This is a genomic window from Aquimarina rhodophyticola, from assembly GCF_042434915.1.
Taxonomy (GTDB): domain Bacteria; phylum Bacteroidota; class Bacteroidia; order Flavobacteriales; family Flavobacteriaceae; genus Aquimarina.
On record NZ_CP170198.1, the window covers coordinates 3,185,985 to 3,202,984 of the forward strand.

General features: G+C 35.5%; 14 protein-coding genes and 1 tRNA gene. 6 read left to right on the forward strand and 9 right to left on the reverse strand.

The features are described from left to right. The 7 genes from ACE939_RS13780 to pdxA form a co-directional block, all read right to left on the reverse strand. The gene (locus ACE939_RS13780) at positions 1-1,113 is read right to left on the reverse strand and encodes an NAD(P)/FAD-dependent oxidoreductase (RefSeq protein ID WP_378186179.1); all 1,113 of its coding nucleotides are present in this window, start codon (positions 1,111-1,113) and stop codon (positions 1-3) included. A 34-nt stretch (positions 1,114-1,147) separates the two neighbouring features. After that, positions 1,148-2,497, reverse strand: coding sequence for an acetyl-CoA carboxylase biotin carboxylase subunit (accC, locus tag ACE939_RS13785; protein WP_378186180.1), 1,350 nt, complete (start codon positions 2,495-2,497; stop codon positions 1,148-1,150). Between the two features lie 102 nt (positions 2,498-2,599). Next, the gene (gene accB / locus ACE939_RS13790; RefSeq protein WP_378186181.1) at positions 2,600-3,100 is read right to left on the reverse strand and encodes an acetyl-CoA carboxylase biotin carboxyl carrier protein; all 501 of its coding nucleotides are present in this window, start codon (positions 3,098-3,100) and stop codon (positions 2,600-2,602) included. A 28-nt stretch (positions 3,101-3,128) separates the two neighbouring features. Then, positions 3,129-4,124, reverse strand: a complete 996-nt coding sequence (locus ACE939_RS13795) for a beta-ketoacyl-ACP synthase III (protein ID WP_378186182.1) — start codon at positions 4,122-4,124, stop codon at positions 3,129-3,131. Positions 4,125-4,296: 172 nt separating this feature from the next. Continuing rightward, on the reverse strand, positions 4,297-4,497 hold the full coding sequence (rpmF, locus tag ACE939_RS13800; RefSeq protein WP_148781063.1) for a 50S ribosomal protein L32: 201 nt from the start codon (positions 4,495-4,497) through the stop codon (positions 4,297-4,299). 9 nt (positions 4,498-4,506) lie between these two features. Further along, a complete protein-coding gene (locus tag ACE939_RS13805; RefSeq protein WP_378186183.1) occupies positions 4,507-5,046 on the reverse strand; it encodes a DUF177 domain-containing protein in 540 nt (179 codons plus the stop codon). A gap of 206 nt (positions 5,047-5,252) precedes the next feature. After that, entirely contained in the window at positions 5,253-6,311 is a 1,059-nt protein-coding gene (gene pdxA / locus ACE939_RS13810) for a 4-hydroxythreonine-4-phosphate dehydrogenase PdxA (RefSeq protein ID WP_378186184.1), read from the reverse strand. An 84-nt stretch (positions 6,312-6,395) separates the two neighbouring features. Between pdxA and ACE939_RS13815 the strand changes: the two genes are divergently transcribed. From ACE939_RS13815 to ACE939_RS13830, 4 genes are all read left to right on the forward strand, one after another. After that, entirely contained in the window at positions 6,396-6,983 is a 588-nt protein-coding gene (locus ACE939_RS13815) for a riboflavin synthase (protein WP_378186185.1), read from the forward strand. A gap of 251 nt (positions 6,984-7,234) precedes the next feature. Then, positions 7,235-11,629 carry an Ig-like domain-containing protein gene (locus tag ACE939_RS13820; RefSeq protein ID WP_378186186.1) on the forward strand — a complete coding sequence of 1,465 codons (4,395 nt, stop codon included), beginning with the start codon at positions 7,235-7,237 and terminating at the stop codon, positions 11,627-11,629. A 43-nt stretch (positions 11,630-11,672) separates the two neighbouring features. Next, on the forward strand, positions 11,673-12,596 hold the full coding sequence (locus ACE939_RS13825; RefSeq protein ID WP_378186187.1) for a type IX secretion system membrane protein PorP/SprF: 924 nt from the start codon (positions 11,673-11,675) through the stop codon (positions 12,594-12,596). Between the two features lie 19 nt (positions 12,597-12,615). Then, a complete protein-coding gene (locus ACE939_RS13830) occupies positions 12,616-14,544 on the forward strand; it encodes an OmpA family protein (protein WP_378186188.1) in 1,929 nt (642 codons plus the stop codon). A gap of 72 nt (positions 14,545-14,616) precedes the next feature. Here ACE939_RS13830 and ACE939_RS13835 read toward each other — a convergent pair. Together ACE939_RS13835 and mce are read right to left on the reverse strand one after the other, a co-directional pair. After that, a tRNA-Ile gene (locus ACE939_RS13835) sits at positions 14,617-14,690 on the reverse strand. A gap of 148 nt (positions 14,691-14,838) precedes the next feature. Continuing rightward, positions 14,839-15,243 (reverse strand): methylmalonyl-CoA epimerase, encoded by a 405-nt coding sequence (mce, locus tag ACE939_RS13840; protein WP_378188457.1) that lies wholly within the window; start codon positions 15,241-15,243, stop codon positions 14,839-14,841. Positions 15,244-15,333: 90 nt separating this feature from the next. Here mce and rbfA point away from each other — a divergent pair, with 90 nt between their 5' ends. Next, entirely contained in the window at positions 15,334-15,726 is a 393-nt protein-coding gene (gene rbfA, locus ACE939_RS13845; RefSeq protein WP_378186189.1) for a 30S ribosome-binding factor RbfA, read from the forward strand. A 49-nt stretch (positions 15,727-15,775) separates the two neighbouring features. Then, positions 15,776-16,978, forward strand: coding sequence for an ABC transporter permease (locus ACE939_RS13850; protein ID WP_378186190.1), 1,203 nt, complete (start codon positions 15,776-15,778; stop codon positions 16,976-16,978). Positions 16,979-17,000: the final 22 nt, after the last annotated feature.

A 17,000-nucleotide genomic window follows, 5' to 3' on the forward strand; every position in this document is an offset into this window, starting at 1 on the left:
TTAGAGCAAATCTGCCAGTTCTTTGCCTACGGAACTTCCAATAGCAATGCCCATTCCGCCCAGACGTACGCCGCAAAATACATTTTCAGATAATTGCTTAACAATTGGCTTTTTTTGATCACCCACACCCATAATGCCACTCCATCTACGGTCAATTGTAATTTCATAATTAGGAGCGATTATAGTTTTAAGTAAATTTTCTAATGCATTTTGAATCACAGGTGTGTGACCTAGAGAGAGTGTATTTTCTGTTTTGAAATCCAAATTGCGACCGCCTCCAAGTAAGATTCTATTCTGTATATTTCTAAAATAATAGAACCCTTTATTTATATGAAACGTACCTTTGATTTTTAGATTTTTAATAGGTTTTGTTATGACAACCTGAGCTCGTGCTGGTGTTACTTTATCACTACCAAGTTGTTTGGCAAAACCGTTCGTTGCGATACAAATTTTATCGGTTTTGAACGAAAATTTTTCTGTTTCAACGAACACAGATGTTTTATTATCGATAAAATTAAGAACAGCACATCCGTTTAAAATTTTTATATCACTTTTAACCACTTTTTTCAATAAGGCACTCATCATTGCTCCTGTATCAATTTGACCTTCTAAAGAGTTGAATAGCAGTTTTTTTTGAACACCTTGAAAACCGAAATTAGTAGTTTTTTCTGAAAATATACTTTGATTAAATACAGGATAAAGCATCTCATTTATAGAAGACATGTTTTTAATACAATTCTCATATAATTCTGATGTATCGTTGGTAAAAACTTCATAACCTCCATATTGCTTAAAGTCAATAGCTTTATCTCCTAGGGTAGTACGTAAATTTTGAAGTCCCGTATATCTCTTTTGTACTAATTGAACTATCTCCTTTTTTGTATGAAAAGTAAGATCATCCATTATCTCAGAGATGCTGCCAAAACATGCAAACCCTGCATTTTTAGTACTGGCACCTTCTGGGAGTATACCTTTTTCAAAAACAATGATCTTTGCTTTGGGAAAACGTTTTCTTGCTTGTAACGCACACTGAAGCCCTACAATGCCACTACCGATAATTGCAATATCGATATTTGATAACCAATTTTTATATTCCCAGTAACTTATATCCATAAAAAAAGCCTCAGTTACGAGGCTTATTATATATTTAGTTTACAGGATCATTCATAACAAATGATTCCATAAATTTTGTAGTATAATTACCAGCAACGTAGTCTGGGTGATCCATTAATTGTCTGTGAAAAGGAACCGTTGTACTTATGCCTTCGATAATAAACTCATCTAGTGCTCTTTTCATCTTATTAATTGCTTCTTCTCTAGTTTGAGCAGTAGTAATTAATTTTGCAATCATGGAGTCATAATTTGGCGGTATAGTGTAGCCGCTATAAACATGCGTGTCAACACGTACCCCATGTCCACCAGGAATATGTAAATTAGTTATTTTTCCAGGTGAAGGTCTAAAATCTTTGTAAGGGTCTTCGGCATTAATTCGGCACTCTATAGAATGTAATTGCGGAAAATAATTTTTACCAGAAATAGGAATTCCAGCAGCAACCAAAATTTGCTCTCGTATCAAATCATAATCAACAACTTGCTCTGTAATTGGATGCTCAACTTGGATACGAGTATTCATTTCCATAAAGTAGAAATTACGATGTTTATCCACCAAAAACTCTACAGTACCAGCACCTTCGTATTTTATATATTCTGCAGCTTTTACAGCAGCTTCTCCCATTTTTTCACGTAGTTCGTTGGTCATAAAAGGAGAGGGTGTCTCTTCAGTTAATTTTTGATGTCTACGTTGTACAGAGCAATCACGTTCTGATAGGTGACAAGCAGTACCGTTACTATCTCCAACGATCTGAATTTCGATATGGCGAGGCTCCTCAATAAGCTTTTCCATATACATACCATCATTACCAAAAGATGCGGCTGCTTCTTGACGCGCACTATCCCAACTTTTACGTAAATCTTCTTTTTTCCAAACTGCGCGCATTCCTTTACCACCACCACCAGCCGTAGCTTTAAGCATAACGGGATAGCCCATTTCATCTGCTAATGTTTTGGTTTCTTCAAATGAATCTAGAATACCTTCACTTCCAGGGATAGTTGGCACACCTGCTTCTTTCATGGTAGCTTTAGCCGTAGCTTTGTCTCCCATTTTTTCTATCATTTCTGCGCTAGCACCTATAAATTTGATTTCATGCTCTTCGCAAATTTTTGAAAATTTAGCGTTTTCGGAGAGAAAACCATAGCCTGGATGAATAGCATCGGCATTAGTAATCTCTGCAGCAGCAATTATATTTGCCATTTTAAGATACGACTCACTACTGGGAGCGGGTCCTATACATACAGCCTCATCTGCAAAACGTACATGCAAACTTTCTGCATCGGCAGTTGAATAAACGGCTACAGTTTTGATCCCCATCTCTTTACAGGTTCGAATTACCCTCATGGCAATTTCTCCTCTGTTGGCGATTAGAATTTTTTTAAACATAACTAATTAAATTTAAAATCTTTGACTCTGTGATTTTATGGTACTTTTAAAGTACCTAAAGATAAAATCAATAGAAAAATACACAGTTATCTAAGAGTTGGGTTATGATGGATCTATTAAAAATAGTGGTTGATCAAATTCCACAGGTGATGAATCATCCACGAGTAATTTTACGATCGTTCCCGAAACTTCACTTTCAATTTCATTGAAGAGTTTCATCGCCTCGATAACGCAAAGTACATCTCCTTCTTTAATTGAGTCACCAACTTCAACAAAGGCAGGTTTATCTGGAGAAGGTTTGCGATAAAAAGTTCCTATAATAGGGGATTTTATAGTAATATATTTTGAGTTATCCTCTTCCGCTTTGCTTGCACCCTCGGTAGTTGTAGCGACTGGGTTAGGAGTTACAGGTATTGGTGCCTGACTCATTTGATGACTTGGCATCTGAGCATTCATAGGGATTTGCTGTAAAATAGTGGTTTCTTTACTATCTTCAGATCCTGTTTTAATGGTGATTTTAACATCATCCATTTCTAATTTTACTTCGCTAGCTCCCGACTTGGCTACGAATTTAATTAAATTCTGAATTTCTTTTAAATCCATAATATAGTGTATTGTGTTTTGTTATTATTTAGGAATTATAAGCCCATTTTAGATAAATAGAACCCCAGGTAAAGCCTCCACCAAACGAGGCAAAAACAATATTATCTCCTTTTTTCAGTTGCTTTTCAAAATCACTTAATAAAAGGGGTAAGGTTGCAGAGGTTGTATTGCCATATTTTTGAATATTCATTAGAACTTTAGTTTCGTCTAGATTCATGCGATTTGCAGTAGCATCAATGATACGCTTATTCGCCTGATGAGCCACCAACCAGTCTACATCATCTCCAGATAAATTATTGCGCTCCATTATTTTACTACTAGCGTCAGCCATATTAGATACGGCATATTTGAAAACAGACTTTCCATCTTGTTGAACAAAGTGTTGTTTTTTAGTTACAGTTTCTTCTGAAGGTGGTAGTAATGAACCACCAGCTTCTATTTTAAGAAACTGTCTACCGATTCCATCGGTACGCAAATATTCATCTTGAAATCCTAGTCCTTCTTCGTTTGGTTCAAAGAGTACGGCGCCACCACCATCTCCAAAAATAATACACGTTGCACGATCAGTGTAATCTATGATAGAGGACATTTTATCGGCTCCAATAAGTAGTATTTTTTTATACCTACCAGATTCAATATAGCTCGAGGCTGTCGACATACCATATAAAAAGCTTGAACATGCTGCTTGTAGGTCATAAGAGAATGCATTAACAGCACCTATTTGAGAGGCTACAAAAGCAGCTGTAGATGCAACTGGGAGATCTGGTGTAGCGGTTGCAAAAATAACCATGTCAATTTCTGATGGGTCAAGATTGCGTTTTGCAATTAAATCTTCTGCTGCTTTGATTCCAAGATAAGAAGTTCCTTTGTCTTTGTCTTTTAGGATTCTTCTTTCTTTAATTCCTGTACGACTGGTTATCCATTCGTCATTTGTGTCCACCATTGTTTCTAAAATCGCATTGGTTAAGACGTAATCTGGCACATAAGCACCTACTGCTGTAATAGCGGCTGAGATTTTACTCATATCTTGGTTTTAGTTTCCGTGCTTAGAGAGATATAAGGACTCAAAAAGCCGTTGAAATTACTAAATTATATGTAAATATGGCGCAAAATAGTGGGATTTTGACACATATTCAACTAAAAACAAAAAAACTCTCACTTATGTGAGAGTTATAGTTTGATTTTTAACAGTTTGCTTATGCGGCTGTTTCTTCTTCTGTGTTGTCAATTACGATTTGACCACGATAGTATAATTTTCCTTCGTGCCAATGTGCTCTATGGTATAAATGTGCTTCACCAGTAGTTGGATCAATAGCAATTTGTGGTACAGAAGCTTTATAATGTGTTCTTCTTTTATCTCTTCTCGTTTTTGAGGTCTTTCTTTTAGGATGTGCCATTGCTAAATATTATTTATCGTTTAATAAGTTTTTTAATTTATTCCAACGAGGGTCAATATCCTCGTCATTTTTTTGTGTTGTGTTCTCTTTAGGACTAAGTTCATCTAACTTTTCAAGTACTTTAGAATTTAATGTTCCGTCTTCTACACCTGGGTGTACCCTTTTGTAAGGCACGGCCAAAGCTATTAATTCGTAAATGTATTGTTGTACATTTACTTCATACGCTCCGTATGGAAGGATCAAAAGTTCTTCATTTTCATCATTATACGTTTCGCCAAAATTAACTACCAAAAATAATTCATTATTAATGGGTAAGTCAAAAGGTTCATCGGTAACATCACAATTTACATTTACAAAACCTGTAGCTGTAAATTTGAGTTCCAACATGGTATTCTTTTTATTGAATTCTAGCACCACACGTACTGTGGCTGCATTAAATTCGTCATACTCAAAATGTTCAAAGAACGTATTGTCAATTTGATATTCAAACTGGTGTATTCCTTGCTTCAGTCCAACAAAAGGGATGTTATACGCTTTTAGTTGTTTCATTTCATCATCAGTTTCAGGCTTTTGCTATATTGGCAAAGGCGGGTGCAAAGATAATAAAAAAATTTTATCAAAGTACTTTTGTAAATAAAATTATATCAGATTGTTACTTTATGTTAGATTACAACATTTTTCATGCCTACTATTCCTTTTAGCATATGGTCTACTAAGTATTTTGAAATAGTAATTTGAAATTTTTTCCCAAATTATTATTTACGTTGTATGGGTTTACGAGCGTGTTTCTTCAAAGGGTTTTCAGTTAGAATTTTATATTCGTTACGTTTTTTGAAAATGGATAGCGCAGCGAATACGGCTTCTTTAAAAGAACTGGGGTCTGCAACACCTTTGCCTGCAATTTCGAACGCTGTCCCATGATCGGGGGAAGTACGCACTTTGTCTAGCCCTGCAGTATAGTTTACGCCTTTCCCAAAAGACAGTGTTTTAAAAGGTATTAAACCTTGATCATGATAGGCAGCAATTATTGCATCAAATGTAGTATATGTTTTGGATCCAAAAAAACTATCGGCTGCATAGGGCCCATATACAAGCTTATTTTCTTCTCTTATTTTTTGAAGTGTTGGTTTTAAAATTTCTTGATCTTCTTTACCAATAACTCCGTTGTCACCACTGTGAGGGTTGATACCTAATACAGCAATTTTTGGTTTAGAAATACCAAAATCTTGTTGGAGTGTAGAGTATATAGTGTTAATTTTACTTTGTATCAAAGTTGGAGTTATAGTCTGAGCGATATCTTTTAAAGCTACATGATCTGTGAGTAAACCGATTTTGAGATCATCGGTTATCATAAACATAAGGCTGTCTCCATTAAATTCTTGATTTAAATAATCTGTGTGTCCAGGAAATTTAAAATCTTCTGCCTGTATACTTGCTTTGTTAATTGGTGCAGTAACCAAAACATCTATTTCATTATTTTTTAATGCGTTGGTAGCTGCCTTTAGAGATTTAATCGCATAGGCACCAATCGTAGCATCTTCCTTTCCAAAATTAATAGCTACAGATTCTTTCCAAACATTGAGAATATTTACTTTTCCGTCTAGAATTTGAGAAGTAGTGTCAATGCCATGTAAGTTGATAGTACTTTTGAGTTGCTTTTTCAAAAAAGAAAGTACTTTTACCGAAGCAAATATAACTGGAGTGCAAAAATCCAACATGCGAGGATCTTCAAAAGTCTTCATAATTACCTCACTTCCAATTCCATTAAGATCTCCAATGGATATACCAACTCTTATTCTTTCTTCTTTCTTCATTTTAAGCGCGTTTATGATTATTTTTGCGACTCACGAGACGTATCAACTAATCCGTGCGCAAATTTAACTAAATAATTCGCAATTATGTTCACAGGGATCATCGAAGAATTAGGTAAAGTAGATCATCTAACTTCTAATAAGGAGAATCTTCATATAACAATCAAGACCAATTTTACAGATGAATTAAAGATTGATCAAAGCGTTGCGCATAACGGAGTATGCCTCACGGTTGTAGCGATTAACGAAGGAACTTATACGGTAACGGCTATCAAAGAAACGTTGGAAAAAACAAATTTGTCCACACTCAAGATAGGAGACCTGGTCAATTTAGAACGCGGAATGAAGCTTGGTGCCAGATTGGATGGACATCTTGTACAAGGCCATGTAGATCAAACAGGTATATGTAAAGACGTTAAAGAAGCTAACGGTAGCTGGTATTATACATTTACGTATGATACGAGTATGGGTAATATAACGATTGAAAAAGGATCAATCACAGTAAATGGCGTGAGCTTAACTGTTGTGGATTCTAAGACTGGAGAGTTTAGTGTTGCTATCATTCCTTATACATACAAGCATACTACCTTCAACACACTTTATAAAGGGTCAATCGTAAATCTCGAGTTTGATGTCATTGGTAAATATGTAACCCGTCTTCAGCAGCTTCAGTAAAATACAAGTAGAAACAATTAGTTTTATTTTTTCATAGTACTATTATTTACGGTTTAACCGTAAATAACTGATTTAAATGTAATTAAACTGTTAAAATAGTAGGGTTTTTATAGTAGTTAAGCGTTTTAGATATACATTTAGTTCGCAATGTCTTTACCCCAATAGACATTTTCATCAACAACAATTTATTTATAGTTGCAACCCCATTGCATGACTAATCGATGATTTTATGAACGATCAAACCTACATTTATGAAAGAAATTTCGACTACCCACGCTCTCGTATTAAAAGTACTATGGATTGCTATGTTATTTTTAGCTACTCCTACAGCAGTTTTAACTGCACAAACTCAGGTTTTTGCTAATATCATTGTAAACGAATCCAACGTAGATTTAGCAACGAATGCCACCGATGGTGATCTCGCTACAAAAGCAGAGGTGCGTGCTTTTCCAGGAAGGCTCTTACCCTTGCCAGTTCAGCCTTCGTATTCGGGTGTTCTAGAAATGGAATTTCCATCTTTACTACCTGCAAACACTACTTCTTACGTTAAAATTGATACAGATTATAATTTGCTGCCCGCTTTGTTAGGAGGGAGCCTAGGAGGTGTTTTGACCGAGATATTAGATTTGGTTCTTATTGGAAATCAAGAATTCACAGTGGAAGCTCTAAACAATAACACGGTTGTTCTAGATGGAGACTCTGCGGTCGAAAATAGTTTTGCTCAATCAAATTTAAAAATTATAATAGATGCAGCTGGCAACTATTATATTGCCCTTACACCTACTCAACCCTATAATCGTATTAGATTAACCAATAGAATTAATACGATAATTGAATTAGACCCAGATCCCGTGAAAAAGCTTAGTGTGTATGGAGCATATTATGTGAGTGATGCTAATAACTGTGGGGGAGCAAGTTTTACCTCATTTGATGGTAGCGGTCTTAATCTTGACGCATTAACTTTGGGTGGAGCAGGGGTTACTAATCCCGAAAATGTTTTAGATAACGACGAGACTACTTTCTCTGAGTTAAGTTTAGGTTTGATAGCCGTTGGAGCTTCTATAGAACAAATTATTTATTTTGAAGGAGCCTCTGCCGCTACTGATAATTTTAGTATTCGTTTACGTTTAGATCCTTCTTTACTAACACTAGGAATCGCAAATTTTATAAATATTAAAGGGTATAATGGAGATACGCTAGTGCAATCCACGGAACTTTCTGCACTTTTAAATGTTGACTTACTTACATTACTACAAAACAATCAAATTGGAACCATTTCATTTACACCAGGTGCTCCGATAGATCGCATAGCTATAGAATTCTCTTCCTTTGCAAGTGTCTCGATTACTCAACGATTAGAATTATATGACGTCACTAGGACACCAGCCTTACCAACTATAGATGCTGGTTCACAAAATGTAACTATTTGTGAAGGAGATACCGCTAGTTTGGTTGCCACGGCAAATCCTGCATCGCTCCAATTAAAATGGTACGATGCTATAATAGGAGGTAATTTATTAGCTACAGTAAATTCTGGCGAAGTTTTTAATACTCCTGTAGTAACCACAGATACTACTTTTTATGTGGCAACAAATAAAGTAGGATGTGCCAATGAATCTGTACGGCTACCAGTAGTTGTGTTGGTTCAAGAAAACACACTTGCGCCAACTATAACATTAGATTCAAATATAACCGTTGATGATATAGTTAATGCAACTGAGGCTGCAGGAAATGTAATTATAGAGGGTACAGCGAGTGGAGATGCTAAGGTTAATGATGAGGTAAAATTATTTATAAATTCTACAGAATATACTGGAACTGTTGGAAGTGATTTTAGGTTTTCAATCACCGTAAATGGAAGTGATCTTGTAGCAGATTCTGATAAAATTATAGATGCTTCTTTAGAAACCAGCAATGGAGTGTGTTCTAGAATAATCACGGATACTGAAGCTTATGAAATAGACCTAGTAAATCCTGTCGTTCCTACAGTAGATTTATTAACTACCAATGATACAACACCTACACTTACTGGAACAGTAGATAGTGATGACACCCTTACGGTGACAGTAAACGGAATTACCTATACAGAAGGAGACGGTAATTTAACCGACAATACAAACGATACTTGGACACTTCAGATTCCCACAGGAAATGAGTTACCAGAGAACACTTATGATGTGGAGGCTATCGCTACAGATACTGCAGGCAATGAGTCAACAGATATCACCTCAAATGAGTTAACGATTGATACTTCTGACCCTTTCGTTCCCACAGTAGATTTATTAACTACAAATGATACAACACCTACACTTACAGGAACAGTAGATAGTGATGACACCCTTACGGTGACAGTAAACGGAATTACCTATACAGAAGGAGACGGTAATTTAACCGACAATACAAACGATACTTGGACACTTCAGATTCCCACAGGAAATGAGTTACCAGAGAACACTTATGATGTGGAGGCTATCGCTACAGATACTGCTGGCAATGAGTCAACAGATATCACCTCAAATGAGTTAACGATTGATACTTCTGACCCTTTCGTTCCCACAGTAGATTTATTAACTACAAATGATACAACACCTACACTTACAGGAACAGTAGATAGTGATGACAACCTTACAGTGACAGTAAACGGAGTTACCTATACAGAAGGAGACGGGGATTTAACCGACAATACAAACGATACTTGGACACTTCAGATTCCCACAGGAAATGAGTTACCAGAGAACACTTATGATGTGGAGGCTATCGCTACAGATACTGCAGGCAATGAGTCAACAGATATCACCTCAAATGAGTTAACGATTGATACTTCTGATCCTTTCGTTCCCACAGTAGATTTATTAACTACAAATGATACAACACCTACACTTACAGGAACAGTAGATAGTGATGACAACCTTACAGTGAGAGTAAACGGAGTTACCTATACAGAAGGAGACGGTAATTTAACCGACAATACAAACGATACTTGGACACTTCAGATTCCCACAGGAAATGAGTTACCAGAGAACACTTATGATGTGGAGGCTATCGCTACAGATACTGCAGGCAATGAGTCAACAGATATCACCTCAAATGAGTTAACGATTGATACTTCTGACCCTTTCGTTCCCACAGTAGATTTATTAACTACCAATGATACAACACCTACACTTACAGGAACAGTAGATAGTGATGACGCCCTTACGGTGAGAGTAAACGGAGTTACCTATACAGAAGGAGACGGAGATTTAACCGACAACACAAACGATACTTGGACACTTCAGATTCCCATAGGCAATGAGTTGCCAGAGAATACTTATGATGTGGAGGCTATCGCTACAGATACTGCTGGCAATGAGTCAATAGATATCACCTCAAATGAGTTAACGATTGATACTTCTGGAGGACCTGAAGCACCTATAGTTGTAATTGTTGAAGACACTAACAATGATGGGTTTATTAATCGAGATGAATTAGATGGGTTGATTGATGCTACTATTTCTTTACCTGCGCTAGCCGCGCCTGGAGAAACCATAACAATTAATGGGGCCGCTCAGACAATTACTGCATCTCAGGTTGCCGATGGTGAAATAAGAATTACGTACACAAATCCTGGAGAGGGAAACACCCTGACCGTATTAGCTACCTACACAAACGCTGCCGCTGTAACCAGTGTTCAAGGAGAGGACAGTGCGACGATAGCTACAACTATGCCGGTAATACCAACGGTAGATGCGCAAGAAACCTCAGATACAACACCTTTAATTACAGGAACTGCAGATAGTGATGACGCGTTGATGGTAGAAGTGGATGGTGAAATGTATTACGAAGGTGATGGAGATTTAGTAGATAATACCGATGATACTTGGGCTTTACAAATCCCAGATGATAATGCTTTAGAGGATGGAATTTACGATGTTGTAGTAGAAGCTACAAATACTGCCGGTAATGTTGCTACAGATCAAACTACAAATGAGCTACAACTTAGATCCAAAGCAGTATCGTTAGTTACAGATTTGGCAGTTATCAAAGTGGTTGATAATATGAATCCATCTATTGGCGAAACAGTTGTATTTACTATCACGGTTCAAAATTTGGGACAAACAAAAGTTGATAGTGTTGAAGTAAGTGAAGTTATTCAAAGTGGATTCACATTTAGTAATGCAAAAGCTACTGTTGGTAATTATGATTTGAATACTTCTATATGGATGATCTCTACATTAGAGCCTAATACATCTGCAGAACTCAATATTACAGTTAAGGTTAATGAATCTGGCGAATATTTTAATACAGCAATAGTTCAATCTTCTCTACCCGAAGATCAAGATATGTCAAATAATAGTTCTGAAATTGAATTGAATATCAACTGTATTACCGTATTTAATGAGTTTACTCCTAACAATGATGGGTCAAACGATTTTCTTACCATCGACTGTATTGAAAATTATCCTAACTCGATATTCGAAGTTTATAATCGCTATGGTAATGTAGTATATCAATCTCAAGCGTATAAAAATGACTGGGATGGTATGTCTAATGTAAGTGGAGTAGTACAAAAAGGTAAAACGTTGCCTACAGGTACTTATTTCTATGTTCTTAAAGTGGATCCCACGATGAAAGAAAAGACGGGATGGATTTATATCGGCAGGTAATACTTTGTAACCACTTCATTTTACTAACTTAAACAATAGGAATATGCGTTTGACAACAATCTACATATATGCAGCATTTATTTTAATAGTTATTTGCGATTCTAAATTGAATGCTCAACAACTACCACAGTATACACAATATATGTATAACACAATGAGTATTAATCCAGCCTATGCTGGATCCAATGATAGACTAGAAGCTTCGTTATTACATCGCTCACAGTGGGTAGGGATCGATGGTGCGCCTCAGACTCAAGTATTAACAGTAAATGGTAAATTTTTTGATAGGGTAGGACTTGGGTTTAATATTTTTAATGATAAAATAGGCCCTTCTAGTCAAGTAGATATCAATGTGGCGTTTTCATATCATCTAAAACTAAATGCGACCGTAAATATAGGATTAGGTATGAATGCGGGTATGGATATCTTGTCTATTGATTGGTCAAAAGGTGAGATTTACGAAAATGAAGATGCTATTTTCAATGAAAACATAAATAAACTTCGACCAATAATAGGAGCAGGTAGTTTTATTTTTGGAGAACAATGGTATGCTGGTATTTCAGCTTCAAATTTTATTAAATCTGAGCGCTATGATGATCAAGATGAAGTGCTGGTAGAACGGGCAGTGCATTACTATCTTTTAGGAGGATATGTGATACCAATTACACCTCAATTAAAACTTAAACCAGCAGCAATGGTAAAATTAACTGAAGGCGCTCCAATAACTATTGACGTTTCATCTAACTTTTTAATTCAGGAAAAAGTAACTGTTGGAGTCTCTTATAGGTTTAATGATGCAGTAAGTGGATTGGCTGGATTTCAAATAAGCAATACCTTTTATTTAGGTTATGCCTACGATTATTCTATAAGCGATCTAAGTAAATATAACAGTGGATCTCATGAAATTATCTTACGTTATACATTGCATGATAAAAAACGAAAAGCAAAATCACCTAGATTCTTTTAACCCTATAATAGTAATATCAATGAAAAAAATAGTACTACTACTTGTTATACTGTTTCAAATTACCGCTATTGCTCAAAGTAATCGCAAGCGTGCTGACGGCTATTTTGAAGATTTTAAATTCAAAAAAGCTATAGAGTTTTACCAACGAGCAGCCTCTAATAGTAAAAACGTGCATCCTGATGTTATGAGAGGATTGGCGAATAGCTATTTTAACATAGCTGCGTATAAAGAAGCTAAAGAATGGTATGAAAAACTTTATTCTGAAACAATAGAAACTATGGATGAGCCTACTTTTATTCGTTATATCCAAAGTTTGAAATCAAATCAAGAATATGAGAAAGCTAATTCTTTGATTAAACAATATTATCGCGATAATACGGAGCGTATGAGGCTTATCGAGTTTCAAAAAAAACATTTGGATAGCCTACTTGATAATGAGGCTATCTTTAGGATTGATAATCTTTTAATAAACTCAAATAAATCTGATTTTGCACCTGCTTATTACAAGAATAACGTGGTATTTGCTTCTAGTAGGGATACTACCAAAGCAATGCAACGTAACTATTCTTGGAATGATCAGCCTTTTCTAGATCCATATGTCGCCACGATCGATCAAAGTACAGGTCAACTACGCAATACCAAAAAATTTCTAGAAAATTTAGATTCTTCCTTTCATGAAGCGACAATGACCTTTTCACCTGATTTTAAAACGGTTTATTTTACACGCAATTATGCTTCTAAGCGTAAGTTAAAAGTTAATAAAGAAGGAGTGTCAAACATACAAATCTTAAAAGGCACTATAAAAGAGGGTAAGATTACCGATGTAGTACCCCTTAATTTTAATAGTAAAGAATATTCTTGTGGTCATCCCTCTATTTCTTCTGGTGGAACACATCTCTATTTTGCCTCAGATATGCCAGGTGGATTTGGAGGAAGTGATATCTATGTGTGCGAAATAAAAGCAGATGGTACTATGGGAACTCCTGTTAATCTCGGTTCTTATATCAATACACCAGGTAGAGAAATGTTCCCCTTTGCACTTGGTGAAGATCTCTATTTTGCATCGGATACTCATTTTGGACTAGGAGGACTAGATATTTTTAAGGCAGAACAAAAATCGGTTACCAAGTATACAATGCCTGTAAATTTAGGTAGACCGATAAACAGCAATATGGATGATTTTGCATATATCGAAAATGAGAGCGTAGCTTCGGGGTACTTTTCTTCGAATAGAGCTATGGGGAAAGGCGATGATGATATATATTATTTTGAGCTCTTAACACCAAAAGCATTTCAACTTTATAGCGGCCAGATTATGGATAAAAACGCTAATACTGCTATTCCTTTTGCTACGGTAAAAGTTTACAACAAACAAAATACTTTAGAAAAAGAAATCGTAGCTAACGAAAAAGGAGAATACAGTCTCAAGTTACCTTTAGAATCTGAGTTTACTATTGTATTTACAAAACCAGGATATACGCAACATACCACCGTTGTTAAAACACTTAATGCTCCAAACGCAGAATCAAAGAAAAACTTGGTATTACTAGTCTCATTTGAACAATTCGTAGTTAAAGAGGGAGATGTTGAAAAAATAAAAGTAAATCCCATTTTCTTTGAATCGTTTAAATATAATATTACACCACAAGCTGAAGTAGAGTTACAAAAGATAATTGTTGCCATGAACAGTTTTCCCAAGATTCGTATACGTATAGAATCTCATACCGATAGTAGAGGTGCAGACTTAATGAATTATAAATTGTCAAACCAAAGAGCACGTTCTACATATGATTACTTAATTGCAAATGGCATAGACCCAAGTAGAATTGAAAGTGCTATTGGTTATGGAGAAACAGAACTAAAGAATTATTGTATTAATGGATTTAAATGTACAGAAGATGAGCATCTGATCAATAGAAGATCTGACTTTATAATAGTTTCAAAATAACAATAAAATTAATGATTTATAAGAGAAATCAAGGTAAATAAAAAGCCTTACAAAATCTGTAAGGCTTTTTTGTGGTCCCACTTGGGCTCGAACCAAGGACCCTTTGATTATGAGTCAAATGCTCTAACCAGCTGAGCTATGGGACCTAAAACGGAGGGCAAATTTAAGAATTAGATAGATACACGCCAAACATTTTTTGTGTTTTGATTGTATTTTTTTTACCGGTTTCATTGAAGCTTTTAAAATCAACAGTTTAGTAAGTAAAATAAGCTAATCTTTACAATTTGTAAAGGATCAATTTGTAATCTCCTGGCATAGTTCGATCAATACGCCATTTGAACTTTTTGGATGCACAAAAGCTACGAGTTTATTATCTGCTCCTCGCTTAGGTTGTTCATTGATAAGCTTAAAACCTTCAGCTTTTAGCCGTTTTAATTCTAGTTCAATATCCGTTACGTCAAATGCAATATGATGAATACCTTCTCCTTTTTTAGCGATAAATTTTCCAATCGGTCCATTTGGATCAGTACTAGCCAACAGCTCAATTTTACTTTCTCCTACTTCAAAAAATGAAGTTGCTACGGATTCACTTTCAACGATTTCTTCCTTGTATGGAGCTACGCCCAATAACTTTTGGTACAATTGATTTGCTTGATCTAGGTCTTTGACAGCAATTCCTAGGTGTTCAATTTTGTTTATATGATTCATCTGGTATTATTTCAATAAGGTAAAATTACGATTATTATCGTAGACCTACATCTACATCATATTAATATGTATTTTTGCAATATGGAAACAAATAGACAGAAAAAAATAGGAGGAGTTTTACAGCGAGATATCGCAGATGTGATTCAACAAGCCTTACGTGATGCAGGGGTGCAGGGTATTTTGGTTTCTGTAACCAAAGTTTCTGTAACCACTGATCTCTCAATAAGTAAAGTATATATGAGTGTTTTTCCACATGCTGAAGGAGAAAAAGTTTTAAAAGAGGTTAATGCAGTGAAATCGCAAATTAAACATCAAGTAGCTTTGCGAACAAAACACCAATTACGTCGAATGCCCGAATTATCTTTTTTTATAGATGATTCGCTTGAATATATTGCAAATATTGAAAAAGCAGTAAAAGGGGAGGAAAATCCTTTACAAGATCCAGACTTACTTGAACGACGAAAGAAAAAATAGATAAGGTTCTTTAAAGACTAGCACCACAAATAACATCGCCATTTAAATTTTGAAAATTTCACTGTATATCGCCAAGCGTTATTTATTTTCTCCTGGGAGTAGTAATGCGATAAATATAATTACTGGTATCGCGGCTATGGGTGTTGTGATTGGAGCAATGGCGTTGTTCCTTGTGCTTTCTGGATTTGCTGGGCTCAAGGATTTTAGTCTACGATATACTTCATTTTTTGATCCAGATCTCAAGCTATTTCCAACAAGTGGCAAAACGTTTCAACTCACTCCTAAGGATCGCGAACAATTACAAGATATTACAGAAATTGTGACCTATGCCGAAGTTGTTGAAGAACGTGTCTTTTTAGAATATAAGAACAAACCTAAAACCGCTTATATTAAAGGCGTAAGTGAAAGTTATGCACAGGTTATAGCGCCAGACAGTATTTTAATCTATGGAAATTGGTTAGGTAAAAATGATTTTCAAGTGGTTGCAGGTAACGGTATAAGCAGAGAGTTAGGCATGGGTGTAGAACGTACCTATACTAATTTTTTGAGCATGTATGTTCCACGTCCAGGTAAAGGAATTCCTAGCGATGCCTCAAAAGCTTTTAGAAAACAACGTGCTGTACCTATAGGAATCTATAGTGTGAATGAAGAATTGGATAGTAAGTATGTATTCTCAACTATTGGATTAGCGCGTAACTTATTAGAACTATCAAACGATCAAGTATCTGCTATAGAGATTAAATTAAAGAATGAAGAGGACGAAGCTGAAGCAATAGCAAAAATAGCCGCTATCTTTGGTGATCGTATTATCACAAAAAATAGAATTCAACTTAATGCAACCCTGTATCGCATGTTAAATACCGAGAATCTTGTTTCTTATCTTGTGATAACACTTATTGCGGTTATTGCATTGTTTAATGTTGCGGGGGCAATAATTATGATGATTATTGATAAAAAAGGAAATATAAAAACGCTTTATAACTTAGGCGTTTCCCTATCGGGATTAAAGAAAATTTTTCTTTTTCAAGGGTTGTTGATGACGATTTTGGGTACTGTACTTGGTTTGTTTTTAGGTTTGTTTTTGATTCTTGCGCAACAACAGTATGGATTGCTTATGATAACACCGAGTTTACCTTATCCCACACGTATAACCGTTTTAAGCTTTATTATTGTTTTCTTTACTATAACAATTATAGGCGGCATAGCATCCTATCTTGCATCAAGTAGAATTAATCAAAGACTTTTAAAGTAAATATTTGGATTAAACCATCAAA

What these genes read in the sequence shown, in the direction of transcription:
- accC (WP_378186180.1), bottom strand. Translation starts at nt 2,497, where the DNA reads ATGTTTAAAAAAATTCTAATCGCCAACAGAGGAGAAATTGCCATGAGG.
- accB (WP_378186181.1), bottom strand. Translation starts at nt 3,100, where the DNA reads ATGGATTTAAAAGAAATTCAGAATTTAATTAAATTCGTAGCCAAGTCG.
- rbfA (WP_378186189.1), top strand. Translation starts at nt 15,334, where the DNA reads ATGGAAACAAATAGACAGAAAAAAATAGGAGGAGTTTTACAGCGAGAT.
- ACE939_RS13795 (WP_378186182.1), bottom strand. Translation starts at nt 4,124, where the DNA reads ATGAGTAAAATCTCAGCCGCTATTACAGCAGTAGGTGCTTATGTGCCA.
- pdxA (WP_378186184.1), bottom strand. Translation starts at nt 6,311, where the DNA reads ATGAAGAAAGAAGAAAGAATAAGAGTTGGTATATCCATTGGAGATCTT.
- rpmF (WP_148781063.1), bottom strand. Translation starts at nt 4,497, where the DNA reads ATGGCACATCCTAAAAGAAAGACCTCAAAAACGAGAAGAGATAAAAGA.
- ACE939_RS13805 (WP_378186183.1), bottom strand. Translation starts at nt 5,046, where the DNA reads ATGAAACAACTAAAAGCGTATAACATCCCTTTTGTTGGACTGAAGCAA.
- ACE939_RS13830 (WP_378186188.1), top strand. Translation starts at nt 12,616, where the DNA reads ATGAAAAAAATAGTACTACTACTTGTTATACTGTTTCAAATTACCGCT.
- ACE939_RS13815 (WP_378186185.1), top strand. Translation starts at nt 6,396, where the DNA reads ATGTTCACAGGGATCATCGAAGAATTAGGTAAAGTAGATCATCTAACT.
- ACE939_RS13780 (WP_378186179.1), bottom strand. Translation starts at nt 1,113, where the DNA reads ATGGATATAAGTTACTGGGAATATAAAAATTGGTTATCAAATATCGAT.
- ACE939_RS13820 (WP_378186186.1), top strand. Translation starts at nt 7,235, where the DNA reads ATGAAAGAAATTTCGACTACCCACGCTCTCGTATTAAAAGTACTATGG.
- ACE939_RS13825 (WP_378186187.1), top strand. Translation starts at nt 11,673, where the DNA reads ATGCGTTTGACAACAATCTACATATATGCAGCATTTATTTTAATAGTT.